Origin of the sequence: Aeromonas sp. FDAARGOS 1408, from assembly GCF_019048665.1 — a bacterium.
Classification (GTDB): domain Bacteria; phylum Pseudomonadota; class Gammaproteobacteria; order Enterobacterales; family Aeromonadaceae; genus Aeromonas; species Aeromonas dhakensis.
In genome coordinates this window covers 3,994,035-4,017,500 of record NZ_CP077394.1, presented here as the reverse complement: position 1 = coordinate 4,017,500, position 23,466 = coordinate 3,994,035, and the positions used below count along the sequence as shown (strand labels likewise).

23 protein-coding genes and 2 rRNA genes (1 of these 25 cut by a window edge) are annotated in these 23,466 nt (G+C 62.6%); 14 read left to right on the top strand and 11 right to left on the bottom strand.

What is annotated here, in order from left to right; genetic code table 11:
• Both I6L38_RS18605 and rrf read left to right on the top strand, forming a co-directional pair.
• Nucleotides 1-374, top strand: a 23S ribosomal RNA gene (locus I6L38_RS18605) (it extends 2,515 nt beyond the left edge of the window).
• Between the two features lie 84 nt (nt 375-458).
• Nucleotides 459-573, top strand: a 5S ribosomal RNA gene (gene rrf, locus I6L38_RS18600).
• Between the two features lie 79 nt (nt 574-652).
• Here rrf and I6L38_RS18595 read toward each other — a convergent pair.
• The gene (locus I6L38_RS18595) at nt 653-3,232 is read right to left on the bottom strand and encodes a bifunctional acetate--CoA ligase family protein/GNAT family N-acetyltransferase (RefSeq protein ID WP_043171441.1); all 2,580 of its coding nucleotides are present in this window, start codon (nt 3,230-3,232) and stop codon (nt 653-655) included.
• Nucleotides 3,233-3,304: 72 nt separating this feature from the next.
• The gene (locus I6L38_RS18590; protein WP_005307455.1) at nt 3,305-3,496 is read right to left on the bottom strand and encodes a hypothetical protein; all 192 of its coding nucleotides are present in this window, start codon (nt 3,494-3,496) and stop codon (nt 3,305-3,307) included.
• Nucleotides 3,497-3,667: 171 nt separating this feature from the next.
• On the opposite strand from I6L38_RS18590, the gene I6L38_RS18585 reads away from it, so the two are divergent.
• Entirely contained in the window at nt 3,668-4,540 is an 873-nt protein-coding gene (locus tag I6L38_RS18585) for an ABC transporter substrate-binding protein (RefSeq protein ID WP_043171442.1), read from the top strand.
• Here the strand turns inward: I6L38_RS18585 and ilvY are convergent.
• Nucleotides 4,529-5,422 (bottom strand): HTH-type transcriptional activator IlvY, encoded by an 894-nt coding sequence (gene ilvY / locus I6L38_RS18580; protein ID WP_042049777.1) that lies wholly within the window; start codon nt 5,420-5,422, stop codon nt 4,529-4,531. The genes I6L38_RS18585 and ilvY overlap by 12 nt on opposite strands.
• 201 nt (nt 5,423-5,623) lie before the next feature.
• On the opposite strand from ilvY, the gene ilvC reads away from it, so the two are divergent.
• On the top strand, nt 5,624-7,105 hold the full coding sequence (gene ilvC / locus I6L38_RS18575; protein ID WP_019840082.1) for a ketol-acid reductoisomerase: 1,482 nt from the start codon (nt 5,624-5,626) through the stop codon (nt 7,103-7,105).
• A gap of 155 nt (nt 7,106-7,260) precedes the next feature.
• On the opposite strand, the gene pgi is transcribed toward ilvC, so the two are convergent.
• A complete protein-coding gene (pgi, locus tag I6L38_RS18570; protein WP_043171443.1) occupies nt 7,261-8,910 on the bottom strand; it encodes a glucose-6-phosphate isomerase in 1,650 nt (549 codons plus the stop codon).
• Nucleotides 8,911-9,340: 430 nt separating this feature from the next.
• On the opposite strand from pgi, the gene I6L38_RS18565 reads away from it, so the two are divergent.
• Nucleotides 9,341-9,529: a holin gene (locus I6L38_RS18565; RefSeq protein ID WP_005307469.1), complete on the top strand. Its 189-nt coding sequence runs from the start codon at nt 9,341-9,343 to the stop codon at nt 9,527-9,529.
• A 138-nt stretch (nt 9,530-9,667) separates the two neighbouring features.
• Here the strand turns inward: I6L38_RS18565 and I6L38_RS18560 are convergent, their stop codons facing one another.
• The 4 genes from I6L38_RS18560 to coaBC all read right to left on the bottom strand — a co-directional run bounded on the left by I6L38_RS18560 (nt 9,668) and on the right by coaBC (nt 13,071).
• Nucleotides 9,668-10,504 carry a mechanosensitive ion channel domain-containing protein gene (locus tag I6L38_RS18560; protein ID WP_005307473.1) on the bottom strand — a complete coding sequence of 279 codons (837 nt, stop codon included), beginning with the start codon at nt 10,502-10,504 and terminating at the stop codon, nt 9,668-9,670.
• Nucleotides 10,505-10,704: 200 nt separating this feature from the next.
• Nucleotides 10,705-11,301, bottom strand: a complete 597-nt coding sequence (gene slmA, locus I6L38_RS18555) for a nucleoid occlusion factor SlmA (protein ID WP_005307475.1) — start codon at nt 11,299-11,301, stop codon at nt 10,705-10,707.
• A 68-nt stretch (nt 11,302-11,369) separates the two neighbouring features.
• On the bottom strand, nt 11,370-11,828 hold the full coding sequence (gene dut, locus I6L38_RS18550; RefSeq protein WP_005307478.1) for a dUTP diphosphatase: 459 nt from the start codon (nt 11,826-11,828) through the stop codon (nt 11,370-11,372).
• A 40-nt stretch (nt 11,829-11,868) separates the two neighbouring features.
• Entirely contained in the window at nt 11,869-13,071 is a 1,203-nt protein-coding gene (gene coaBC, locus I6L38_RS18545; protein ID WP_010635526.1) for a bifunctional phosphopantothenoylcysteine decarboxylase/phosphopantothenate--cysteine ligase CoaBC, read from the bottom strand.
• A 147-nt stretch (nt 13,072-13,218) separates the two neighbouring features.
• Here coaBC and radC point away from each other — a divergent pair, with 147 nt between their 5' ends.
• The 6 genes from radC to I6L38_RS18515 all read left to right on the top strand — a co-directional run bounded on the left by radC (nt 13,219) and on the right by I6L38_RS18515 (nt 16,897).
• Nucleotides 13,219-13,893, top strand: coding sequence for a DNA repair protein RadC (gene radC / locus I6L38_RS18540; protein ID WP_043171444.1), 675 nt, complete (start codon nt 13,219-13,221; stop codon nt 13,891-13,893).
• Between the two features lie 136 nt (nt 13,894-14,029).
• A complete protein-coding gene (rpmB, locus tag I6L38_RS18535) occupies nt 14,030-14,266 on the top strand; it encodes a 50S ribosomal protein L28 (RefSeq protein ID WP_005307492.1) in 237 nt (78 codons plus the stop codon).
• A gap of 11 nt (nt 14,267-14,277) precedes the next feature.
• Nucleotides 14,278-14,445: a 50S ribosomal protein L33 gene (rpmG, locus tag I6L38_RS18530; RefSeq protein WP_005307500.1), complete on the top strand. Its 168-nt coding sequence runs from the start codon at nt 14,278-14,280 to the stop codon at nt 14,443-14,445.
• A 93-nt stretch (nt 14,446-14,538) separates the two neighbouring features.
• Nucleotides 14,539-14,994: a hypothetical protein gene (locus I6L38_RS18525; RefSeq protein WP_005307503.1), complete on the top strand. Its 456-nt coding sequence runs from the start codon at nt 14,539-14,541 to the stop codon at nt 14,992-14,994.
• Nucleotides 14,995-15,024: 30 nt separating this feature from the next.
• A complete protein-coding gene (gene mutM / locus I6L38_RS18520; RefSeq protein ID WP_010635525.1) occupies nt 15,025-15,837 on the top strand; it encodes a bifunctional DNA-formamidopyrimidine glycosylase/DNA-(apurinic or apyrimidinic site) lyase in 813 nt (270 codons plus the stop codon).
• Between the two features lie 178 nt (nt 15,838-16,015).
• A complete protein-coding gene (locus tag I6L38_RS18515; RefSeq protein ID WP_043171445.1) occupies nt 16,016-16,897 on the top strand; it encodes a VirK/YbjX family protein in 882 nt (293 codons plus the stop codon).
• A 49-nt stretch (nt 16,898-16,946) separates the two neighbouring features.
• On the opposite strand, the gene coaD is transcribed toward I6L38_RS18515, so the two are convergent.
• Nucleotides 16,947-17,429: a pantetheine-phosphate adenylyltransferase gene (gene coaD, locus I6L38_RS18510; RefSeq protein WP_010635523.1), complete on the bottom strand. Its 483-nt coding sequence runs from the start codon at nt 17,427-17,429 to the stop codon at nt 16,947-16,949.
• 222 nt (nt 17,430-17,651) lie between these two features.
• Between coaD and I6L38_RS18505 the strand changes: the two genes are divergently transcribed.
• Entirely contained in the window at nt 17,652-18,695 is a 1,044-nt protein-coding gene (locus I6L38_RS18505; RefSeq protein ID WP_010635522.1) for a glycosyltransferase family 9 protein, read from the top strand.
• A gap of 88 nt (nt 18,696-18,783) precedes the next feature.
• Here I6L38_RS18505 and I6L38_RS18500 read toward each other — a convergent pair whose 3' ends face one another.
• Complete coding sequence (locus tag I6L38_RS18500; RefSeq protein WP_043171447.1) at nt 18,784-19,572, bottom strand: glycosyltransferase family 2 protein; 789 nt, start codon at nt 19,570-19,572, stop codon at nt 18,784-18,786.
• 241 nt (nt 19,573-19,813) lie between these two features.
• On the opposite strand from I6L38_RS18500, the gene waaF reads away from it, so the two are divergent.
• Nucleotides 19,814-20,923, top strand: a complete 1,110-nt coding sequence (gene waaF, locus I6L38_RS18495) for a lipopolysaccharide heptosyltransferase II (RefSeq protein WP_216988824.1) — start codon at nt 19,814-19,816, stop codon at nt 20,921-20,923.
• 1 nt (nt 20,924) lies between these two features.
• Nucleotides 20,925-22,190 (top strand): lipid IV(A) 3-deoxy-D-manno-octulosonic acid transferase, encoded by a 1,266-nt coding sequence (gene waaA / locus I6L38_RS18490; RefSeq protein ID WP_201889777.1) that lies wholly within the window; start codon nt 20,925-20,927, stop codon nt 22,188-22,190.
• A gap of 65 nt (nt 22,191-22,255) precedes the next feature.
• On the opposite strand, the gene I6L38_RS18485 is transcribed toward waaA, so the two are convergent.
• Nucleotides 22,256-23,452 carry a PTS ascorbate transporter subunit IIC gene (locus I6L38_RS18485; RefSeq protein ID WP_201889776.1) on the bottom strand — a complete coding sequence of 399 codons (1,197 nt, stop codon included), beginning with the start codon at nt 23,450-23,452 and terminating at the stop codon, nt 22,256-22,258.
• Nucleotides 23,453-23,466 lie beyond the last annotated feature (14 nt).

The following is a 23,466-nucleotide window of genomic DNA, read 5'->3' as shown; positions in this document are numbered from 1 at the left end:
AGTCGGTCCCAAGGGTATGGCTGTTCGCCATTTAAAGTGGTACGCGAGCTGGGTTCAGAACGTCGTGAGACAGTTCGGTCCCTATCTGCCGTGGGCGTTGGATGATTGAAGGGAGTTGCTCCTAGTACGAGAGGACCGGAGTGAACGAACCTCTGGTGTTCGGGTTGTCACGCCAGTGGCACTGCCCGGTAGCTAAGTTCGGAATCGATAACCGCTGAAAGCATCTAAGCGGGAAGCGAGCCCTGAGATGAGTCATCCCTGACCCCTTGAGGGTCCTAAAGGGCCGTTGGAGACCACAACGTTGATAGGTGGGGTGTGTAAGCGCGGCGACGTGTTGAGCTAACCCATACTAATTACCCGTGAGGCTTAACCATACAACACCCAAGAAGTGTTCGAAGACTTGTAGCAGATACCGAGAACGAATAACTAAATCAGCTTTTTCAGATTGAAGATTTTTGCCTGGCGGCAATAGCGCAGTGGAACCACCTGACCCCATGCCGAACTCAGAAGTGAAACGCTGTAGCGCCGATGGTAGTGTGGCATTCGCCATGCGAGAGTAGGACACTGCCAGGCACCCAATTGAAGAAGCCCGCTCATCTGAGCGGGCTTTTTTATTGCCTGATATTCAGTCATTTCAGCACGCTTTCCCGTGCTATTCCCTCTCTATTCGCTCCGCACAGGGCAGCTCCATGTTGACTACCCCATCTTCCAGCTGGATATCGATCTTGAAACCAAGCCGTTTGGCCAGGTTGATCATGCCGCGGTTGCTGGGCATGGTCATGCCTGACAGCTGGCCAATGCCGCGCTCCCTAGCATAACGCACAATCTTCTCCATCATCAGTTTGCCAAGCCCCAACCCCTTCAGATCGGACCGTACCAGAATGGCAAACTCGGCATCGCTCAGATCCGGCGTCGAAATGGCGCGAACCACCCCTAAAATCTGATCTTTTCGTTCCCCATCCTGTCCCACGGCGACAAAGGCCATCTCCCGGTCGTAATCGATCTGGGTCATGCGGGCCAGTTCTTCGTGTCCCAGCTCCCCTACATCGGCGAAGAAGCGCTTGTACCTGTCTTCATCCGATACCTTGAGGACAAATTGCTTGTGGGCAGGTTCATCCTCCGGTCGGATGGGGCGCAGCAGCACATGGCTCTGATCCTTGAGCCAGGCCCCCTCTTCCAGCTCGGTGGGATAGGGACGGATGGCCAGCCTGCAGCTGCCCTCTTCATGGGGTTGCAGGGTCAGGCTGGCGTCCAGCACCACCATCTCGGCGCCGCAGGCCTGCAACGGGTGCAGATCCAGCTGCTGGATCTCGGGGAAGGCGAGCAGCAGCTCCGACAGTTGGCATAGCACCTGGCCGAGGGCATCGATATCGAGCCGTTCCGGACTGGCTTGTTCGCGGATCTTGCGACTCTTGAGCGCCCCTATGATCTGGTAGCGTGCCAGCGCTTGGTTGAGTGGCGGCAGGGCCGCCATCATCTCCTGCAGTTCAGCTCCTGATTCACCGAGCAGGATGACAGGGCCGAACACCGGGTCTTGTTGCAGCCGGATCCGCAGCTCCAGGCCGCCGCTGCGCCGTGCCATCCGCTGTACCAGCAGGCCTTCGATGCGGGCACCGGGGTCGTGTTGCCTGACTCGATCCAGAATGGCGTCCGCAGCCTGGGCGACTTCGGCCGAGGTGCGCAGGTTGAGCATGACGCCGTGCACGGCCGACTTGTGGAGTATGTCTGGCGAGCGCAGCTTGACCGCGACCGGATAGCCGATCTGCTCCGCGGTCAGGGTGGCCTCGATGGCATCGGAGACGATCCAGGTCGGCAGGGTAGAGAGCCCTGCGGCCTGCAGAATGGGGTGTGCCAGATGGGTGTCGAGGGTGAGCTGCTTGCGTTCCAGCGCCTGCCGGATCAGCAGTTGGCACTGGTCGACGTCGAGCCTGTCACCCTGCAGCGATGCAGGGGTTTCCATCAGCTGCTTCTGGTTACGGCGGTACTCCACCATATGCATGAAGGCGGCGACCGCACTCTCCGGGGTGCGGTAGGTGGGGAATCCCGCCTCGCTGAATAGACGACGCCCCTCCTGGGCCGAATATTCCCCCGCCCAGTTGGTCAGGATATTGAAGCGTCTGGCCCTGGGATGCTGCTTGACGTAGTCGATCAGGCTTCGCGCCAAGGCGGCGCCGCGGGCGGTGAGTGAAGGGGCATGGATGAGCAGGATGGCGTCAGCCTCCTCCCCTTGCAGCAGGTCGTCGAGAGCCTGCTGATAGTCATTGATGTCGGCATCGCTGCCAATGTCGCGGGGCGGCATCGCCAGCTTGCCGCCACGCTCCAGCAACTTGTCGATCGCCATGTTGGCCAAGCCACGGCCGTTGGAGATGATGGCGAGCCGCTCCCCCTTGAGGGTCAAGGAGTGACTCAGGGTCTCGACGGCGGCAAACAGTTCGTGGGTATCCCGTACCCGCAGCATGCCGGCGCGACGGATGGCGGCGTCATAGACGTTGTCGAGTCCGTTGTCCGGCTCATGGCGGCCGCTCTTGAGCACCAGGATGGGCTTGTTGCGGGCGGCGGCACGGGCGGCCGAGAGAAAATGGCGGGCATCCTGCAGCTTGTCCATGTAGAGCAGGATGGCGCGGGTCACGCTGTCGCGGGAGAGCTGATCCAGTAGTTGGCCGAAGTTGATGTCGCAGTGATCGCCAAGGGAGATGAAGGCCGAGAAGCCGAGTTCATGCTGTTTGGCCCAATCCAGAATGGTGGTGCTGACGGCGGCCGACTGGGAGAGAAAGGCGACCTGACCGGGCTTGGCTGCAATCGGTGAGAAGCTGGCATTGATGCCCTGACCCGGCAACAACATCCCCATGCTGTTGGGGCCGAGCAGGCGGATGTCGTATTGCCGGCTCAGTCGCTGCAGTTGTTCGCGCTCAGGTGGGGTGAAATCGGCCGCCAGTATGATGGCGGCACCCGCTCCCCGCTTGCCGAGCGCCTCGATGAGGGTCAGTACCCGTTCCCGCCGGGTACAGACGATGGCGAGGTCAGGGGCAAGGGGGAGACTGTCGATGTCGGGATAGGCCAGCACGCCGGCAATGGCCTTGCTGTGCGGGCTGACCGGCAGGATGGGACCCTTGAAATGGCCGGCGAGCAGGTGCCTTATGACCACGTGACCGGCCTTCTGCGGGTCGGTCGAGGCGCCGATGACGGCGATTGACTGGGGTTTGAAGAGCCGATCCAGGCCGCTTGGTTTCATGGGCACTCCCGTGGGTGGCGGATGGTGCCAGTGTAATATGCATTCAGCGCCGGTTCTGTGACCGGCTGCGGATCACTGCTTGGTGAGGGCGTTGGCGCGGAGGTAAAACCTCAGTTCACCCTGGATCTGGCGTACCGCTGCCAGGTGGTGCTCCTGCAGATAGATGTCCTGTTCCTGATCCAGCAAGGTTGAGGGTACCCCCAGGCTTTGCAGGTACTCGTCGAACAGCAGCGAGCTGTTGATTTCGATCAGATTGGACATCATGGCGGGACTCCCTCTTCCACTCAGGTTGAACGTTCAGTCTAGTCTCTGATCTGCCCCTTGCCGTAGCTACTGTCATATTTGACATCGAGTCGCTCACATATCCGTGCTGCCATGCGCCCGGCGGTAGAGGAGGAGAGGTTATAGTGAGGAAGTGACAAGGGGAGGAGTGCAATGATCAGGAGCTGGCTGTGGTGCGTCATTCTGCTGGCTGGCAGCGTGCAGGCGACCGAGACCCCCATCAGGGCCTGGAATCTGCTGCTTGATCACCCCAATCCCGCCGTGGCTGGTCTGTTGCGACTCTCCCTCGATCTGACCGTGCCCGAATACGGTCCCTATCGGCTGATTGCCAGCCCGCCGATGGAGCAGGGTCGGGCGGTCAAGGAGTTGCAGGGGGGCGAACTGGTGCAGGTCGGGGTGTTTGCCCCCGATGAGGAGCGCGAGCGCACCCTGCTGGCCATCCATGTTCCGTTGGCAAAAGGGTTGCTGGGCTGGCGGGTGTGCCTCGTTCGGCAGGGGGACGAGGGGCGGTTCGCCAACATACGATCGCTGACCGACTGGCGGCAGGCCGGGCTTCGCATCGGTCAGCACAGATCCTGGCCTGATACCCGTCTGCTCAAGGAGAACGGCCTCGACGTGGTGGTGGGCGGTCTCTATGAGGCCCTGTTCAACATGCTGCGCAAACGGCGCTTCGACTGCTTCCTGCGCTCGGTCATCGAGATCGAGGATGAGCTCACACAGCATCCGGATCTGGCCATCGAACCCCACCTGGTGTTTCGCTATCCGCTGGCGCTGTTGTTTTTCGTCTCACCCAGGTATCCGGAGCTGGCCAAGCGCATCGAGCTGGGGCTGCAGCGGGCCCGCCAGTCCGGTGACTATGAGCGGATATTCGAGGCGGGTTTTGGCAGCACCATCCGGCGGCTGCAGCTCGATCGGCGGGTGATGCTGGAGCTGAGCAATCCGGATCTGCCGGCCGGCAGCCGCGCCATGATGCAGGATCCCTCGCTCATCTATGCACCTGTGTTGCCCGCCTTGTCAGCGCAGTGATCCCTGTCCCCGCGCCGTATCCCAGAAGGCGCGGATCAGCGGCTCCTCCAGCCGCTTCTTGAGCACCGCGATGCCGACATCGAATGGTTTGAGCGCCGGCTTGGGCTCGACGATGCGTACCTTCTCACCCATGGGGCTGTGGTCGATCACCGCCGCCGGCACCAGCCCCACGCCGAAGCCGAGCGCCACCATGGCGACAATCCCCTCGTTGCCCGCCACCTCCGCATAGATGTTGGGGGCGATCCCCTTGTTGCGCAGCCACTGATCGCAGCGTTTGCGGGCCAGCCCCTGCTCCGAGAGGATAAGCGGCAGCCGCTCCCAGTCAGGTTCGCCCTGGGAGAACCACTGGTTCTGCTGCGGTGCGGTGCGAGGAGCGATGAACACCAGCGGTACCTGCTGCAGGCTGGCAAACTCCAGCTTGGATGAGAGGGCATCGGGGCGGGCGGCGATGGCGAGATCAGCCTCGTCGGCCAGGATCTTGTCTACCGCCAGCGCCGGGTCGCCGGTCTCCAGCTTGATCTCCAGCTGGGGATAGCGGCGGCGAAAGCGCTCCAGCACCTCGGGCAGCAGAAAGTAGCTGGCGGTGACCGAGCAGAACACCCGTAGTCGGCCCTGCAGCGGCTCATCGCTGCGTTTGAGCTCCTGCTTGAGCTGGCGCCACTCCTGCAGCAGCTCTCCACCAAACTCACGCAGCTTCTCGCCGGCCGGGGTGAGCCGTACCGAGCGGTTGTCCCGCTCGAACAGCACACAGCCGGTCTCCTGCTCCAGCCGCTGGATGGCGCGGCTGAGGGTGGAGGGACTGACCGCCATGGCGTCGGCGCTCTTGCCGAAGTGGAGGGAGTCGGCGAGGTGGAGAAACAGTTCGAGATTGCGAAGGTCCATCTTTCAGCTCCTGACGCTGGATGCCTGCCCGATATCCAGCGGTGGGTGGTTAGCCCCGCCATGTGATCATGAAGGGTTAACGTTTCAATTATTGCAACGTACTGTTTCGAATATATCAGTTCAGGCAATAAGTGTCCCGCGCTATAGTGGTTTCGACAACGCCGCCATCCGGCATGGAATCAATCGAACGGAGCAATCACCATGGCTAACTATTTCAACACCTTGAACCTGCGTCAGCAGTTGGCCCAGCTGGGCAAGTGTCGTTTCATGCAGCGCGAAGAGTTCGCGGACGGCTGCAACGTGCTGAAGGGCAAGAAGGTGGTGATTGTGGGCTGTGGTGCCCAGGGCCTGAACCAGGGCCTGAACATGCGTGACTCCGGGCTGGATATCTCCTACGCCCTGCGCAAGGCCGCCATCACCGAGAAGCGCGCCTCCTGGCAGAAGGCCACCGACAACGGCTTCGCGGTCGGCACCTATGAAGAGCTGATCCCGACCGCCGATCTGGTGCTGAACCTGACCCCGGACAAGCAGCACTCCGACGTCGTCAAAACCGTGATGCCGCTGATGAAGCAGGGCGCCGCACTGGGCTACTCCCACGGCTTCAACGTGGTGGAAGAGGGTCAGCAGATCCGCTCCGACATCACGGTCGTGATGGTGGCGCCCAAGTGCCCGGGTACCGAAGTGCGTGAAGAGTACAAACGCGGCTTCGGCGTACCGACCCTGATCGCCGTTCACCCGGAGAACGATCCCAAGGGTGAAGGCATGGCCATCGCCAAGGCGTGGGCCTCCGCCACCGGCGGCGACCGTGCCGGCGTGCTGGAGTCCTCCTTCGTGGCGGAAGTGAAATCCGACCTGATGGGCGAGCAGACCATTCTCTGCGGCATGCTGCAGGCCGGTTCCCTGCTCTGCTACGACAAGCTGGTTGCCGAAGGCACAGACCCGGCCTACGCCGGTAAGCTGATCCAGTTCGGCTGGGAGACCATCACCGAAGCCCTGAAGCAGGGTGGCATCAGCCTGATGATGGACCGCCTGTCCAACCCGGCCAAGCTGCGTGCCTTCGAGCTCTCCGAGCAGCTCAAGACCCTGATGCGCCCGCTGTTCGAGAAGCACATGGACGACATCATCGCCGGTGAATTCTCCCGCGGCATGATGGCCGACTGGGCCGAAGACGATGCCAAGCTGTTCGGCTGGCGTGAAGAGACCGGCAAGTCCGCTTTCGAAAACGCCCCGGCGTTTGCAGGCAAGATTGCCGAGCAGGAGTACTTCGACAATGGCGTGGTGATGGTGGCCATGGTCAAGGCGGGTGTCGAGCTGGCGTTCGAGACCATGGTGGCTTCCGGTATCTACGAGGAGTCTGCCTACTACGAATCCCTGCACGAGCTGCCGCTGATCGCCAACACAGTTGCCCGCAAGCGCCTGTACGAGATGAACGTGGTCATCTCCGACACCGCCGAGTACGGCAACTACCTGTTCGCCAACGCTGCCGTGCCCTTGCTGCGCGAGCACTTCATGCCGACCCTGAAAGCGGGTGATCTGGGGGCCAGCAAGGCGGAAGGGCAGAGCGTCGACAACCTGGCGCTGCTGGCGGCCAACGAGGCGACCCGCAACCACCCCATCGAAGCGATCGGCCAGGTACTGCGCGGTTACATGAAGGACATGAAGCGTATCGCCGTCGGCGGTTAAGCCAGCATCGGGCAGGATGATAAGGAGGCGGGGGTGACGATCCCCGTCGCCGGTCGGGCTGGACACCCGACCGGCCAGCCAGCAAACCAGCCCGACAGCCATAAAAAAGCCCCGCTCATCGAGCGGGGCTTTTGCATTCAGAAAGGCCGGCTAAATCAGGCTTTCCACGCTTTCCAGGTGTTGATCAGGCCGTTGGTGGAGCAGTCGTGGCTGGTGACAGCCTCGGCAGTGTTGAGCTCCGGCAGGATCTTGTTGGCCAGCTGTTTGCCCAGCTCCACACCCCACTGGTCGAAGCTGAAGATGTTCCAGATTGCGCCCTGTACGAAGATCTTGTGCTCGTACATGGCGATCAGGGCACCCAGGGTTTTCGGGGTCAGGCTCTTGAACAGGATGGAGTTGGTCGGGCGGTTGCCTTCGAACACCTTGAACGGCACCAGATCCTTGACCTGCTCCAGGGTTTTGCCGGCGGCCAGGAACTCGGCTTCGACCTGTTCCTTGCTCTTGCCGAAGGCCAGCGCTTCGGTCTGGGCGAAGAAGTTGGCCAGCAGTTTCGGGTGGTGGTCGCCGATCGGGTTGTGGCTGATGGCCGGTGCCAGGAAGTCACAGGGGATCAGCTTGGTGCCCTGATGGATCAGCTGGTAGAAGGCGTGCTGGCCGTTGGTGCCCGGCTCACCCCAGATGATGGGGCCGGTCTGGTAGTCGACCTTGTTGCCGTTGCGGTCCACGTATTTGCCGTTGGACTCCATGTTGCCCTGCTGGAAGTAGGCGGGGAAACGGTGCATGTACTGGTCGTAGGGCAGGATGGCTTCGGACTCTGCGCCGTAGAAGTTGTTGTACCACAGGCCGATCAGTGCCAGCAGCACCGGCACGTTCTGCTCATAGGAGGCGGTGGCGAAGTGCATATCCATCTCGAAGGCGCCTTGCAGCAGGGCCTCGAAGTTGTCGAAACCGACCGACAGGGCGATAGGCATGCCGATGGCGGACCAGGAGGAGTAACGGCCGCCAACCCAGTCCCAGAACTCGAACATGTTGTTGGTGTCGATACCGAACTCGGCCACGGCCTTACCGTTGGTGGAGAGGGCTGCGAAGTGCTTGGCAACGTGGGCCTTGTCACCGGCGATCTTGATGAACCAGTCGCGGGCGGTCAGGGCGTTAGTCATGGTCTCCTGGGTAGTGAAGGTCTTGGAGGCCACCAGGAACAGGGTGGTTTCCGGATCGATCTTCTTCAGGGTCTCGGCGATGTGGGTGCCATCGACGTTGGAGACGAAGTGCATCTGCAGGTGGTTTTTGTAGGGACGCAACGCCTCGGTGATCATCACCGGGCCCAGATCCGAGCCACCGATGCCGATGTTGACCACGTGCTGGATCGCCTTGCCGGTGTAGCCTTTCCATTCGCCGCTGATGATCTTCTCGCAGAAGCCTTTCATCTTGGCCAGCACGGCGTTCACTTCCGGCATCACATCCTTGCCGTCACACTCGATGGGGCGGTCGGAGCGGTTGCGCAGGGCCACGTGCAGTACCGAGCGGCCTTCGGTCATGTTGATCTTGTCGCCATTGAACATGGCATCGATCGCGCTGCGAAGATCGGTCTCTTTGGCCAGATCAACCAGCAACTTGAGGGTTTCCTCGGTGATCAGGTTCTTGGAGTAATCGACTAGGATGTCGCCGCCGAAGGTGAGGGAGAATTTGTCGAAACGCTGGGGATCCTGGGCGAACAGATCCTTGAGCCGGGTCTCTTTGTTCGCTGCAAAGTGGGCTTCCAGTGCCTGCCAGGCCTGGGTCTGGGTTGGATTGATGTTTTTCATAGGATTATCAGTCTTCCAAGTTGTGTATGAACCTTGCAGGCAAGGCTCCCGCCAAACCTTATTATTCGAGCACTATACCGGGCCCATTATACCGAGCCCATGGTGCGGCCCGTGTAACAGAGCTTTACCAATTGTCTGCCATCGACCGAGTTTACAACCAAAACGCTGCGATTATGAGTCACTCATGGTTGCCGGATCTTGCGTTTGCGCATACTTGGTCGGGCTTGCCGCCGCTGAAAGGGCTTTCAGGGCGAGGCATGCTGTGGACGGGGTGGCAACCTGGCATGGCAGTCAAAAGAGTATTCGATAGGCGCCTTTTCGCTCATTTCATGCGCAGGCGCAAATTGTCGGTGGCCCAAGATGGCTAGCATGGGTGTCGCATGGACGAGATCTCCCAGGGATGGCTACTGTCTGGAATGAGGAGATCGCTATGAAAGCTGTGTTGTCCCTGTTTGCCCTTAGCCTGATCGCCACCGGCCTCATCGGCCTGTTGACCCTGGTGCTGACCAGTGCGGCCCCTACCTTGCCGCTGCGGGTACTGGCGGTGATCGGTGCCGTGCTGGGGGGATATGTGCTGGTGCAACCGCTGCTCAACCGGGTGGCACGTCGGCTGGTGTAAGCCGACCCCCCCGGAATGCTGAAAACAAAGTCCGGCCCATTGTGGCCGGCTTTTTTATGGTCGTGTTCACCCCTGCCGAGGCCAGAGACGACAATGCCAGCCCGAAGGCTGGCATTGTGGGTGGCTGCAAAACCGCGTTTACGCCTGCGGCTTTTGCATGTGCATGACCATCTGCGGGAAGGGGATCTCGATGCCTTCGGCATCGAAGGTGAGCTTCACCTTCTCGTGGAAGTCGAACCAGACTCCCCAGTAGTCGCCGGTCTTGACCCAGGGGCGCACGACTATGTTGACCGAGGAGTCGGCCAGCGCGGCGACGGCGATGGTGGTGGCCGGCTCCTTGAGGATGCGCGGTTCTTCGTTCACCAGCCGCTCCAGGATCTGCTTAGCCTTGCGGAGATCCGAGCCGTAGCCGATGCCGAAGGTCATGTCGACGCGGCGGGTATCCATGCGCGAGTAGTTGACGATAGTGCCGTTGAGGATGGCGGAGTTGGGCACCACCACCATCTTGTTGTCACCTGAGGTGAGGGTGGTGGTGAACAGCTGAACGGATTGCACCACGCCATTGGTGCCTGCCACTTCGATGAACTCGCCTGCCTTGATGGGACGGAAGATGATCAGCAGGAAGCCGGCGGCGAAGTTGGAGAGCGAGCCCTGCAGCGCCAGACCGATGGCCAGACCGGCGGCACCGATAATGGCGACGAAGGAGGCGGTCTGCACCCCGACCCGGCCCAGCGCTGCGATCACCACGAATACCAGGATGGCGTACTTGAGGATGCTGCCGACGAAGTGGGTGACAGTGGTGTCCAGCTTGCGGGACTGCATCACCTTGACCACGGCGCCGCTGATGAGGTTGGCGGCGATGTAGCCGACCAGCAGGGTGAGCAGGGCGGCCGCGATGTTGACGGCATACTCGATCAGCAGGCCCTGGTTGTTGACCAGCCAGGTCTGCGCTTCGGTAATGATTTCGGGTTCCATAGGGTGTCCTGTCAGGCGATAAAAGGTTTATGACGCATGAATCTAACATTGGCATGCGACAGTCCGGGTCGCATCTGGTGCTCACCGCCTCTTTTGTGCCACAAAAAACAAGGGAGGCCAAGGCCTCCCTCTTTACTGCAACTCACCTGGAGCGGCGTAGCCGCGGCTGATTGCGAATGCATTGTCGCCGGGCGTACTGCTCAGCTCTGCAGCAGCTGGCTGCGGATAAACTGCCACTGATCTTCAAACCCGGCGGTGGGTTTGATTTTGAACTCGGAGCGGACGAACTGACTGATCCGCCCCTCGGTGTAGGCCAGTAACAGGTTGGCCAGCATGGTCTCGTCGAGCTGGAAGCCCTGGCCTTCGCGCAGCCGTTTCTCCCGCAGCACCTGCTTGATCTGGGTCTCCAGCTTGTCGAACAGGATGCTGATGCGATCCCGCAGCCGGTCGTGCTCGCCCAGCAGGGCGTCGCCGTTGAGGATGCGGGTGATACCGGGATTGCGCTCGGCGAACACCAGCAGCAGCTGCAGTATGTGGTGACAGCGGCTCATGGTGTCCTTCTCTTCGGCCATGATCAGGTTGACCCGTGACAGCAGGGAATCTTCGATAAAGTCGATCAGCCCCTCGAACATCCGCGCCTTGCTGGGAAAATGTCGATAGAGGGCAGCCTCGGAGACCCCCACCTCGGCCGCCAGACGGGCCGTGGTGATGCGCTGGCCTGGGCTGGTCTCCAGCATGTGGGCGAGCGCCTGCAGGATCTGATCGCGCCGACTCTGTTTCTGATTACTGCTTGCCATGGATTCCCCTAAAAAAACAATGGCCTGATTCTGTTATTAGGCACCGCCACTCGGGCCGGTGTGGTCTGTTATTGGCGACCAGAAGAACCAAAACCGCCTTCACCCCGTTCGCTCTGATTGAACTCATCGACCAGTTGGAAGCTGGCCTGAACCACCGGCATGATCACCAGCTGGGCGATGCGCTCGCCAGGCTGCATGGTGAACGCCTCTTTGCCGCGGTTCCATACCGAGACCATCAGCTGGCCCTGGTAGTCGGAATCGATGAGGCCGACCAGGTTGCCCAACACGATGCCGTGTTTATGGCCGAGGCCGGAGCGGGGCAGGATGGTGGCGCACAGGCCCGGATCCTGGATGTGGATGGCCAGCCCGGTCGGTACCAGGGTGGTATCACCCGGGGCCAGCGTCAGCGGGGCATCCAGCAGGGCGCGCAGATCCATGCCGGCGGAGCCCGGTGTGGCGTAGGCAGGCAGCGGATAGTCGGTGCCGATGCGGGCATCCAGAATCTTCAGTTCAATTTGTGTTGTCATAAATCGTTTTTATTGGAGTGGAGGTGGTCGATTGACTGGCTCAGCGCCGGTAATGGCGTGCAATCAGGGCAATCAGGTGACGAGCCAGCGTCAGCTTATCGGCCAGGGGCAGAGGGGCTTGACCCCCTTGCCAGAACACGGTGAGGGCGTTGTCATCGGCATTGAAGCCCTGGCCCGCACGGGATACGTCGTTGGCGGCGATCATGTCCAGCCGCTTACGCTGCAGTTTGTCGAGGGCGTATTGTTCCACATCCACGGTTTCTGCGGCAAATCCGACGGTGAAGGGTTTGTCTGACAAGGCCCCCACGGCGGCGATGATGTCGGGGTTTTTGACCAGGGTCAGCTGCATCTGGTCGTTGTCGCCGGTCTTCTTGATCTTCTGCTCGGCCACCTGGGCGGGGCGGTAATCGGCGACGGCGGCGCAGCCGATGAAGAGGTCGCTCTCGCCGACCCGGCTCATGACCGCCTGGTGCATCTGCTCGGCGCTCTCGACGTCGACGCGGGTGACGCCGGCCGGGGTGGCCAGTGCCACCGGGCCGCTCACCAGCGTCACCTCGGCACCCGCTTCACGGGCGGCGCGGGCGATGGCATAGCCCATCTTGCCTGAGCTGTGGTTGCTGATGTAGCGCACCGGATCGAGTGCTTCACGGGTCGGCCCGGCAGTCAGCAGCAGCCTGACGCCGGCCAGCAGCGGCTCGGCGGCGAGCTGCTGGCAGCAGCGTTCAACCAGCTCGAGGGGATCCAGCATCCGGCCCGGGCCCACGTCACCGCACGCCTGGCTACCGGAATCCGGCCCCCACAGCAGGATGCCGCGACTGGCGAGGGTCTTGAGGTTGGCCTGAGTGGCGGCGTTGAGATACATTTGCTGATTCATGGCCGGCGCCAGCGCCACCGGTGCCGGGGTGGCCAGGCAGAGGGTGGTGAGCAGCTCGTCGGCCATGCCGGCGGCCATGCGGGCCATCAGATTGGCGCTGGCGGGGGCGATCAGCACCAGATCGGCCCACTTGGCCAGCTCGATGTGGCCCATGCCCGCCTCGGCAGCGGGATCCAGCAGACTGTCGGCCACCGGGTGGCCGGAGACGGCCTGCAGGGTCAGCGGGGTGATGAACTCCTTGGCGGAGCGGGTCATCACCACCCGTACCTCGGCGCCCTGATCTTTCAGGCGGCGTACCAGCTCGGCACTCTTGTAGGCGGCGATCCCGCCACTGACACCCAACAGGATGCGTTTATCGGCCAATCTCATCTGCTGTTTCTCTTCCGGCTCACTCTGACTGGTCGGCTAAGATACCACAGGCAGCAGTCGACGACAGAGGCTGACATGGGGGTCTTGTGGCCGGGCTCCCGTGATTTCTTTGCTATGTTTTCTCTCAATAGCGCGAAGGAGAGACAAATGAGCATCAAGGAGTGGCCAGAGGATGAACGACCCCGTGAGAAGCTGCTGCGTCACGGCCCGGGCGGCTTGTCCGATGCCGAGCTGCTGGCGATCTTCCTGCGCACCGGGGTCAGTGGCCTGAGTGCGGTCGATCTCTCCCGCAACCTGTTGAATCAGTTCGGATCGCTGCGCAATCTGCTGGGGGCGGACCGACGTGCCTTCTGCGAGGCGCATGGCCTGGGCCCAGCCAAATATGCCCAGCTGCAGGCGGTGCTGGAGATGGGTAAACGTCATCTGGCGCAGCAGCTGCAACGGGGGGATGCACTTACCTCGCCCCAGCTGACCCGAGACTATCTGCAGGCCCAGCTGCGGGATCGGTCGCGGGAGGTGTTTGCCCTGCTGCTGCTCGACAATCAGCACAGAGTGATTCAATTCGTTGAACTTTTTTACGGCACCCTCGACTCGGCGAGCGTCTGGCCCAGAGAAATCGTGCAGATCGCACTCAAACATAATGCAGCCGCCGTGATTCTGGCGCATAATCACCCGTCCGGCGTCGCCGAGCCCAGTAGGGCCGACCGCCAGATCACGGATCGGATCACGGCCGCCCTGGCCCTGATCGATATCAGAGTGCTGGATCACTTGGTGATCGGTGATGGCATCACGGTTTCTTTCGCCGAGCGCGGTTGGTTATGACTGTGCTCTGGCTCCGTATTAGTTGATCTTTGATCACGGATGCTGTATAAAATGCCGCCTTCTGTTTGCCCCGCAATCGAAGGCCAGCGGGGCAGATATTTGCTCGAGCAATGAAGTAAGATTTGGAGAGACTGACATGTCTAGAGTATGCCAAGTAACCGGCAAGCGCCCGGCAGTTGGTAACAACCGTTCGCACGCTAACAACGCTACCAAGCGTCGTTTCCTGCCGAACCTGCACACTCACCGTTTCTGGGTTGAGAGTGAAAAACGCTTCGTAAGCCTGCGCGTATCCGCAAAAGGCATGCGTATCATCGACAAGCGTGGCGTTGAAGTGGTTCTGGCTGAACTGCGCGCCAGCGGTGTTAAGGTATAAGGAATTAGATCATGGCTAAAGGTATTCGCGAGAAGATTCGCCTGAACTCCAGCGCCGGTACTGGTCACTTCTATACCACTACCAAAAACAAGCGCACCATGCCCGAAAAAATGGAAATCAAAAAGTTTGATCCCGTTGTTCGTCAGCATGTGATCTACAAGGAAGGCAAAATCAAGTAATTGCTTGATGCTGCATTCCCAAAAACCCGGCCCTGTGCCGGGTTTTTTTATGGCTGGAATTCAGTACACTGCCGGTTCGAAGGGAGGCTTGTCATGTTCAAATTGAGCCGCAGAGGCTGGAACAACGTGATCATTGTGGTGGTGCTGATCGTGATCACCCTGTTGCACCGGCTGGAGATTGCCCAGCAGGAAAACAGCGCCAAGCGGGCGCGTCCGCTGTTGCCGGAGAGCGCCGTTGTGCTCACCTGGCAGGGGCCGAGCTGGCAGATAGAGCGCATCGGGCAGGGCTGGCGCAGCGGGCCGGATCTGGGGCTCGACAGTACCCAGCTGGCGGCGCACATCGAGGCCTGGCAGGGCTGGCTGCTGCCACCCGGTGAAGCCGTGCGCGGCAATCCGGTTACCCTCAAGATCTGGGTCGCCGGCCAGAGCGACCCCATCGAGGTGGGCCTCTATCAGGATGACGGCAAGTTTGCCGCCCTGCTGCCCCCCTCGACCTGGCTCAGCCTGAGCCAGGAGCAGTACCGCAGCCTGCTGCGCCCCGCTCCCTAACCCATTTTTCAGCGTCAGCACGAGGATCCCATGCCTGAATTACCGGAAGTCGAAGTCAGCCGCCAGGGCATCTCGCCCTGGCTTACCGGCATCAAGGTCACCCGGGTGGTGGTGCGGGACGGCCGTCTGCGCTGGCCGGTGCCGGGAGAGATCCAGGAGCTGGTGGACCTCACCATCCACCGGGTCAGCCGCCGCGCCAAGTACCTGCTGCTGGAGACCGACTTCGGTACCGCCATCCTCCATCTGGGCATGTCGGGCAGCCTGCGGGTGTTGGACATCGGCACCCCGGCCGAGAAGCACGATCACGTGGATATCGAGCTCGAGAACGGCAAGCTGCTGCGGCTCAACGATCCGCGCCGCTTCGGTGCCCTGCTGTGGACCCGCGAGCCGGCTGAGGCGCATGCGCTGCTGGCCAAGCTGGGGCCTGAGCCGCTCACCGACGCGTTCAACGCCGATTACCTGCGTGAGCGCGCCAAGGGGCGCAGCACCGCCATCAAGACCTTCCTGATGGACAACCAGGTGGTGGTCGGGGTGGGCAACATCTACGCCAACGAGGCGCTCTATGCCGCCGGCATTCATCCCAAGCGGGCGGCGGGCAATATCAGCGCCGAGCGGCTGGGCACCCTGGTAGGGGAGATAAAGCGGGTGCTGGCCGAGGCGATTCGGCAGGGGGGCACCACCCTCAAGGATTTCACCAGTGCGGACGGCAAACCGGGTTATTTCGTGCAGCAGCTGCAGGTGTACGGGCGGGGTGGCCAGCCCTGTTTTCACTGCCACACCCTGCTCAGCGAAATCCGGCTGGGGCAGCGCACGACCGTGTTCTGCTCCCACTGTCAGCGCTGAATCGCGGTTTTTTCGGCCTGAAACGGCCAAGTTGTAAGAGAGTATTTCCAGTCTGTTGAATATTTGCTCGCCCGTCACTACTATCTCGGCCGTTCAGGCGGTTTGAGACAATAAAATGACAGCTAAATCAATAGACTGGGACCATTTGTCCCGGCAGGGGCACTATTGTGCCCAAAAAATGGCGCGCTTCCTCTATCCCGATGACAGCGCCCGCAAGACCTTCAATCGCGCCAAGTTTGTGCTGCGCAGCCTGCTCTATCGGCAACAGCTGAGCCGGGTGTTCGAGCTGTTCCAGGCCGAACCGCTCAAGGCCCTGCCTGCCCACTATCCCGAGCTGCTCGACAAGCCGATGCGACCCTATCGCTTCGCCGGCTCCACCGCGACCGAGCGGGCCGAGATGCTGGAAAACCACTATCGGCTGATGCTGGCTCGCTACCCGGATCTGATCGACCCGCTCTATCTGGGGGATGGCATCGAGCTTGGCCGTTATCCCGAGAGCGGCTGCCGCATCGTGCTGCGCCACGACGGCACCTTCCGCCGCGAGGCTGAGCTGGCCCTCTCCATCGTCGACCCGCAGGGCAAGCGGCTCTACAGCTGCGCCTTCTCGCTGGCCGGCACCCCCAACCAGCTGGCGGTGGTGATCGGTTCGGTACAGGGCCCGGAGCCCTGCATCGAGCAGGCACAGGACAAGGTGCGTGCGCTGACCAAGGAGGGCCACGGTGTGCGGCCCAAGTCGCTGGTGGTGATGCTGGTGATGCAGCTGGCCGAGGCGATGCAGGCCGAGCATATCTCGGCGGTGCGGATGAAGGCCCACATCTATCAGGCCCGGCGCTACAGCAAGAAGAAGAAGGCCTGTCTGCAGGCGGACTATGACGAGCTGTGGCAGGAGTTCGGCGCCACCGATCTGGACGCCAACTTCGTGCGGCTGCAGCCCGCCCAGCGCAAACCGCTGGAGGAGATCGCCTCCAAGAAGCGGGCCATGTACCGGCGCCGCTACGAGTGGCTCGATCAGCTGACCCTGGCAGGCCAGCAGCTGCTGGGCCCGCGTCTGGCGGGCTGAGGCAGCTGCCAACAGCAAACAGGCTACCCTCGGGTAGCCTGTTTCGTTGTTATCTGGTCTGTTTGGCCTTGATGGCGGCCGCCACTATGGGGTCGACGAATTGACGAATGTCGCCGCCGTGCAGGGCGACCTCCTTCACCAGGGTGGAGGAGATGAAGGAGTTCTCCTCGGCCGGGGTGAGGAACACGCTCTCCAGCTCCGGCATCAGGCGGCGATTCATGTTGGCCAGCTGAAACTCGTATTCGAAGTCGGAGACGGCGCGCAGACCGCGGATCAGCACGTTGGCCTGCTGCTCCCTGGCGAAATCCACCAGCAGGCCGGAGAAGCCGACCACCTTGACGTTGGGAAGGTGGGCGGTTACCTGGCGGGCCAGCTGCACCCGCTCGTCCAGATCGAACAGCGGCCGCTTGCTCGGGCTGTTGGCCACCCCGACCACCACCTGGTCAAACAGTCTGGCGGCCCGGCCGATGAGATCGGTGTGGCCGTTGGTGACGGGATCGAAGGTGCCGGGATAGATTACCTTGTTGGTCATGCTGCTGATTCCTGCAACCGGGAAATTTGGTCGCATTATAGGGTCTGTTGGGGGATTGGCGCGACCGCCTTGGGGCGAGTTTTGGCGCCCCGATGGCGGCTTTGCCGCGTCAAATCAGCACCGACGGGCGTCTTCGCTTGAGAATAGCGATACATCAGGCAAGAATACCGCATCGCGCATCAAGCCTCCTTGCGTTGGTGACAGGGAGCAAAGGGATTTTTTATGAAACGTATTCTGGTAGTCCGCAATGACAAGATTGGTGACTTCATGCTGGCCTGGCCGAGTTTTGCCATGCTCAAGCGCTCCATGGAGTGTCATGTGACTGCCCTGGTTCCCGCCTACACGGCGCCGCTGGCCCGCCTCTGCCCCTGGATTGACGAGATCATCCTGGATCCGGGCTCACGGGCCGACAAGGAACAACAACGTGCCTTGCAGGCACGCATCAAGGCGGCCGCCTTCGATGCCTCCATCTGCCTCTTCTCCAACTCCCGCAATGCCATGCTGGTGTGGAAGGCGCACATTCCCTACCGGCTGGCGCCGGCCACCAAGCTGGCCCAGGTGCTCTACAACCAGCGCCTGATCCAGCGCCGCTCCCGCTCCCAGAAGCCGGAGTACGAATACAACCTGGATCTGGTGCGCCGTTTCCTTGCCGACCAGCAGGTGAGCGCGGTGGAGCCGCAGGGCCCCTACCTCAGCTTCGATGCGAAGAGCCTGCAACAGGTACGCGAGCAGGTTGCCGCCCGCCTGCGGCTCGATGCCGGTCGCCCCTGGCTGATGGTGCATGCCGGCAGCGGCGGCTCGGCCAACAACCTCTCCATCGAGCAGTACGCCCGCCTCATCATCAAGCTCAACCAGGCCTGTCCCGAGCTGCAGTGCATTCTGACTGCGGGGCCGGGGGAGGAGAAGATCGCCGAACAGCTGGCGGCCGAGCTGCTGGCCCACGGTGGCAACGGCTGGATCTACCGCTCCGAGGAGGGGCTGCCCAAGTTCTGCCAGGTGATGGCCAACGCCGCCCTGTTCGTGGCAGGCAGCACAGGGCCGCTGCACATCGCCGCGGCGCTGGATGTGCCCACCATCGGCTTCTTCCCGGCGCACCGCTCGGCAACGCCGCTGCGCTGGCGTCCGCTCAACAGCGAGGGGCGCCACCTGGCGTTCAGCCCGCCGGAAGACAGCGATCACCCGGAAGACATGAGCCAGCTCGATCCCAAGACCATGGCGGCGGCGATCGCCCGCTGGGCGCCGCCGTTCTGGCGCAGCGAGCAGTGATAGCGGATAGCGTAAATGCAGACAGGGCCCTTCAAGGGCCCTGTCTCATATGGGGGGCTGCTCGCTGGCAGCGCCCGTCTACGGCGGTTTACTTGTCAGCCTGTTCCGGTGCCTGCGGCTGCTGGCGGATCCAGAGGTCGGCGTACTTCACGAAGGTGGAGTGGGCCGACAGTATGGCCAGCAGGAGCCCCTGCTTGCCGTCGAGGAAGCCGGCCTTGAGCAGGTACATCTTGAGGAAACAGCCCAGCGCGTGCACCAGCCCCTGGCCGAGGGAGCCCTTCTTGCCGCGGGCGGTGCGCTGATCGGCCCAGGCGCGGGCATAGCCGGCGGACTTGACCAGGTAGTGCTCCAGATCCCGATAGGTGAAGTGGAGCAGGTCGCCGTGCAGGTTGACGATCTTCATGTTGGCACGTACCTCCACCTTCTCGTGCACCAGCACCTCGTTGTAGCTGGTGAGCGCCTTGGGATAGAGGCGCAGCACCCGGTCCGGGTACCAGCCGCTGTGGCGGATGAAACGGCCGAACACCCAGGAGAGGCGCGGGATCGAGTAGATGGTGTCGCTGGCCGGGTTGGCCATGACGGCGGCGATGGCGGCTTTCAGCTCGGGGGTGAGTCGCTCGTCCGCATCCAGCCACAGCACCCAGTCGGATTGCACGTGGGACTGGGCGAGCCGGCGCTGGCGGCCGAAGCCCGGCCACACCGGGTTGACGAAGAAGCGGGCGCCGAATTCGGCGGCGATGGCCGGGGTCTCGTCTTGGCTGCCGGAGTCCATGATGACGATCTCGTCGACCAGTCCGTCGAGGGAGGCGAGGCAGGGGCGCAGGTTGTCGGCTTCATTCTTGACGATAAGGACAGCCGCCAGAGTCGGTTTGTTCACGTATTAAAGGCTCTTGTTGGCGCCCGCCTGGCGGGCCATGCTCAAATTGGCGCCCATTCTAGCCTAAAACGGCAGGCGGAGCATGGTTCCGGCGGCGGGATACGCGTCGGTTTCAAATGGGTTGTTTTTTGGCGCCAGGATGCATGGCAGCGGGATCTTCTGTTATTTCTCGGGCCATTCTTCGGGCATAATCTCGGCCAGCAACGATTAACCGCAGGGCGTGGCCCTGGAGAAGTGCGAGATGAAAATATTGGTGATCGGCCCCTCCTGGGTCGGCGACATGGTGATGTCCCAGAGCCTCTACAAGGCGATCAAGGCCAACCACCCCGACAGCGAGCTGCACGTGATGGCGCCCGCCTGGTGTGGTGCCCTGCTGGAGCGGATGCCGGAGGTGGACAAGGCCATCCCGATGCCGCTCGGCCACGGCGACTTCAAGCTGGGAGCCCGCCGTCGGCTCGGCAAGCAGCTGGCGGCCGAAAAGTACGATCAGGCCATCATCCAGCCCAACTCCATGAAGTCGGCGCTGATCCCCTGGTTTGCCCGCATCCCGGTGCGCACCGGCTGGAAGGGCGAGCACCGCTTCGGTCTGCTCAACGACATGCGCAGCAACAAGTCCGCTTTTCCGCTGATGGTGGAGGCCTACCTGGCACTGGCCTATCCCAAGGCGCAGATGAAGAGCCGGGCCGACATCCCGACCATTCCCCAGCCGGCCCTCAACGTCGATCTCGTCAATCAGGAGAAGGCGCTGGCGCGGCTCGGGCTGGATCGCGCCCGTCCGGTGCTGGTGCTCTGCCCGGGGGCCGAGTTCGGCCCGGCCAAGCGCTGGCCGGAGGGCCACTACGCTGTGGTGGCACAAAAGCACCTCGACGAGGGCTGGCAGGTGTGGATCTTCGGCTCCGGCAAGGACGCGGCGGTGGCCAACACCATCCGCGACCGGATCAACCCGCTGTCGCGCCCCAACTGCCACGTGCTGGCGGGCAAGACCAGCCTGTACGAGGCGATCGACCTGATGGCGCTGGCCGGGCGGGTGATCGCCAACGACTCCGGCCTGATGCACGTCGCCGCCGCCCTCAACCGGCCGCTGATCGGGGTCTATGGCTCCACCTCGCCGCTCTACACCCCGCCGCTGGCGGACCGGGTCGAGATCGTCCACACCGACATCGAGTGCCGCCCCTGCTTCAAGCGCACCTGCAAGTTCGGTCACCTCAAGTGCCTGATCGAGCTGATGCCGGAGCAGGTCATCGAGGCCGGCCGCCGGCTGGAGTGCAGCGAGACGCCGGCCCCGCCGCTGGCGCCCGGCGAACCGCCCCGTTTTGTCGCCGAGCCGGGCAAGCGCAGGGAGCCGTACTAGCATGGGCTACCGGCTGCTCTACAACCTGCTGATCCACCTGGGGCTGCCGCTGGCATTGCTGGCGCTCTACAAGCCGAAGAGGGGCAAGCCCGGTTTTGGCAAGCGCTGGAGCGAGCACCTGGGGCTAACGCCCGCCACCGGGCAGGAGGCGCCGCTCTGGATCCATGCGGTGAGCGTGGGGGAGACGCTGGCCATCAGCCCCTTCATCCGCGCCCTCAAGGCCGAGCGGCCCTTCTTGCCGATCCTGCTCACCACCACCACCCGCACCGGCGCCGAGCAGGCTGCCAGGCTGGGGGATCTGGTGGAGCACCGCTACGCGCCGCTCGATTACCCCTGGGCGGTGGCGGCGTTCCTCAAGGCCGTCAAACCGCGCGCGCTCTGGGTGATGGAAACCGAACTGTGGCCAAACTGGCTGGCGGCCTGCGAGGCGCGTCACCTGCCGGTGACCATCATCAATGCCCGCCTCTCGGAGCGATCCTGCCGGCGTTACGCCCGTTTTCAGGGCGCCTTCGATGCTCTCAGCCGGCCGCTGACCCACCTGCTCTGCCAGCACCAGGACGACGCGGATCGCTTTCATCGGCTGGGAGTGGGACGCGAGCGGCTGGCGGTGACCGGCTCCATCAAGTTCGACATTCAGCTCGATGAGCAGGTGCAGGCCAAAGGTCGTGCCCTGCGCCAGTTGTTGGGGGCGGAGCGGCCGGTCTGGATTGCCGCCAGCACCCATCAGGGAGAGGACGAACAGGTGCTGGCCGCCTTTGATCTGTTGCTCAAACGTCATCCCGCTGCGCTGCTCATTCTGGTGCCGCGCCACCCCGAGCGGTTCGAGCGGGTGGCGGCGCTGTGCGCCCCCTACGGCTGCGTGCGGCGCACGGCGGGCAGTGCGGTGGGCGAGCGCGACAAGGTCTACCTGGGGGATACCATGGGCGAGCTGCCGCTGATGCTGGCGGCGGCCGATGTGGCCTTCGTCGGCGGCAGCCTGGTCAAGGTGGGCGGCCACAACCTGCTGGAGCCGGCGGCGCTCGGCAAACCCTGTCTGAGCGGCCCCGCCTACTTCAACTTCAGCGACATCACCCGCCAGCTGGTGGCCCAGGGTGGCGCCGCCGTGGTGGCCGATGCCGCCGAGCTGGGGGAGCAGGTGAGCGCGCTGCTGGCCGACGAGAGCCGGCGCCGGGAGATGGGCGAGCAGGCCCGCGCCGTGGTGCTGCGCAACCAGGGGGCGCTGGCACGCACCCTTTCCCACTGCCTCGCCAGCCTGGAGAACGATTGAGTCGGGAGTCGAGGGCATAAAAAAACGGAGCGCTTCGCGCTCCGTTTTTCATTTCAGAGACCGGCTCAGCGCATGATCAGGCCAAGCAGGATCCCCACCACGCCGAAGTCGGCATCGCTGAAGGTGGTGTTGGCAAAGCCGAGATCCCCCAGCATGGCGCCGCGACGGCCGCCGGTGGCGTTGCCGAACACCCCGGCCGCCGCGCCGACGAAGAAGTGCGGCACCACGCCCGGAATGATGACGGTGAGCCCCAGCAGGTAGAGCAGCACCATGCCCACCAGGCCGGCGGCAAAGCTCGACAGGAAGCCGATCAGCACCGCATTGGGGGCGTAGGGGAAGACGATGGGGCAGTCCAGCGCCGGCTTGGCGTTGGGCACCAGCTTGTCGGAGATCCCCTTGAAGGCCGGCACTATTTCGGCGATGACCATCCTCACCCCCTGCAGGATCACGTAGACCCCGGCGGCGAAGGTGATGGACTGCATCAGGGAGAACATGAACCAGTGCTTGCCCTTGGCGACTTCCGAGACGTAATCCGCACCGGCAAACAGAGAGGTGATAAGGAAGATGATCCCCATGGTGAAGGAGATGGCCACCGGGGTATCGCGCAGGAACAGCAGGCTCTTGGGCACCTGCACCTCTTCGCTGCTGTGGGCCTTGTTGCCGAACTTGGCGCCGATCCAGCCGGCCAGCACGTAGGAGCAGGTGGAGAAGTGGCCGAGCGCCACGTCATCGGAGCCGGTGATCTGCTTCATGTAGGGGTGGGCAAGGGCCGGGAACAGCACCATGGTCACGCCGACCACCAGGCTGCCCACCGCGATGAGCGGGATACCGCTCATGCCGCCAGCCGAGAGGATGGCTGCCACCATCATCGACATGAAGAGAGTGTGGTGACCGGTCAGGAAGATGAACTTCCACGGGGTAAGCCGGGCGATCAGTATGTTCACCAGCATGGCGAAGAACATGATCATCGCCATCTCCTTGCCGAACGACTGCTGGGCGATGGAGACGATGGCCTCGTTGTTGGGCACCACCCCCTTGATGCCAAAAGCGTGCTGGAAAATGGTGGCGAAGTCGCCCAGCGAGTTCACCACCAGGGTGGCGCCGGCCCCCAGGATGACGAAGCCCATGATGGTCTTGACCGTGCCCTTGATGCACTCGGTCACCGGTTTCTTCTGGGCGATCAGGCCGATGAGGGCGATCAGGCCAACCAGCACGGCCGGCTCCGACAGCACGTCAAACATCAGAAAATTGAAAAATTCCATGGTCAGCTCCAAGC

Coding starts and splice junctions, on each gene's coding strand:
- waaF (WP_216988824.1), top strand. CDS start 19,814: ATGAAAATATTGGTGATCGGCCCCTCCTGGGTCGGCGACATGGTGATG.
- I6L38_RS18595 (WP_043171441.1), bottom strand. CDS start 3,232: ATGAAACCAAGCGGCCTGGATCGGCTCTTCAAACCCCAGTCAATCGCC.
- coaD (WP_010635523.1), bottom strand. CDS start 17,429: ATGACCAACAAGGTAATCTATCCCGGCACCTTCGATCCCGTCACCAAC.
- rpmG (WP_005307500.1), top strand. CDS start 14,278: ATGGCTAAAGGTATTCGCGAGAAGATTCGCCTGAACTCCAGCGCCGGT.
- ilvY (WP_042049777.1), bottom strand. CDS start 5,422: ATGGACCTTCGCAATCTCGAACTGTTTCTCCACCTCGCCGACTCCCTC.
- dut (WP_005307478.1), bottom strand. CDS start 11,828: ATGACAACACAAATTGAACTGAAGATTCTGGATGCCCGCATCGGCACC.
- I6L38_RS18585 (WP_043171442.1), top strand. CDS start 3,668: ATGATCAGGAGCTGGCTGTGGTGCGTCATTCTGCTGGCTGGCAGCGTG.
- ilvC (WP_019840082.1), top strand. CDS start 5,624: ATGGCTAACTATTTCAACACCTTGAACCTGCGTCAGCAGTTGGCCCAG.
- coaBC (WP_010635526.1), bottom strand. CDS start 13,071: ATGAGATTGGCCGATAAACGCATCCTGTTGGGTGTCAGTGGCGGGATC.
- I6L38_RS18525 (WP_005307503.1), top strand. CDS start 14,539: ATGTTCAAATTGAGCCGCAGAGGCTGGAACAACGTGATCATTGTGGTG.
- I6L38_RS18590 (WP_005307455.1), bottom strand. CDS start 3,496: ATGATGTCCAATCTGATCGAAATCAACAGCTCGCTGCTGTTCGACGAG.
- I6L38_RS18515 (WP_043171445.1), top strand. CDS start 16,016: ATGGCGCGCTTCCTCTATCCCGATGACAGCGCCCGCAAGACCTTCAAT.
- I6L38_RS18565 (WP_005307469.1), top strand. CDS start 9,341: ATGAAAGCTGTGTTGTCCCTGTTTGCCCTTAGCCTGATCGCCACCGGC.
- rpmB (WP_005307492.1), top strand. CDS start 14,030: ATGTCTAGAGTATGCCAAGTAACCGGCAAGCGCCCGGCAGTTGGTAAC.
- I6L38_RS18485 (WP_201889776.1), bottom strand. CDS start 23,452: ATGGAATTTTTCAATTTTCTGATGTTTGACGTGCTGTCGGAGCCGGCC.
- I6L38_RS18560 (WP_005307473.1), bottom strand. CDS start 10,504: ATGGAACCCGAAATCATTACCGAAGCGCAGACCTGGCTGGTCAACAAC.
- slmA (WP_005307475.1), bottom strand. CDS start 11,301: ATGGCAAGCAGTAATCAGAAACAGAGTCGGCGCGATCAGATCCTGCAG.
- pgi (WP_043171443.1), bottom strand. CDS start 8,910: ATGAAAAACATCAATCCAACCCAGACCCAGGCCTGGCAGGCACTGGAA.
- radC (WP_043171444.1), top strand. CDS start 13,219: ATGAGCATCAAGGAGTGGCCAGAGGATGAACGACCCCGTGAGAAGCTG.
- mutM (WP_010635525.1), top strand. CDS start 15,025: ATGCCTGAATTACCGGAAGTCGAAGTCAGCCGCCAGGGCATCTCGCCC.
- I6L38_RS18505 (WP_010635522.1), top strand. CDS start 17,652: ATGAAACGTATTCTGGTAGTCCGCAATGACAAGATTGGTGACTTCATG.
- waaA (WP_201889777.1), top strand. CDS start 20,925: ATGGGCTACCGGCTGCTCTACAACCTGCTGATCCACCTGGGGCTGCCG.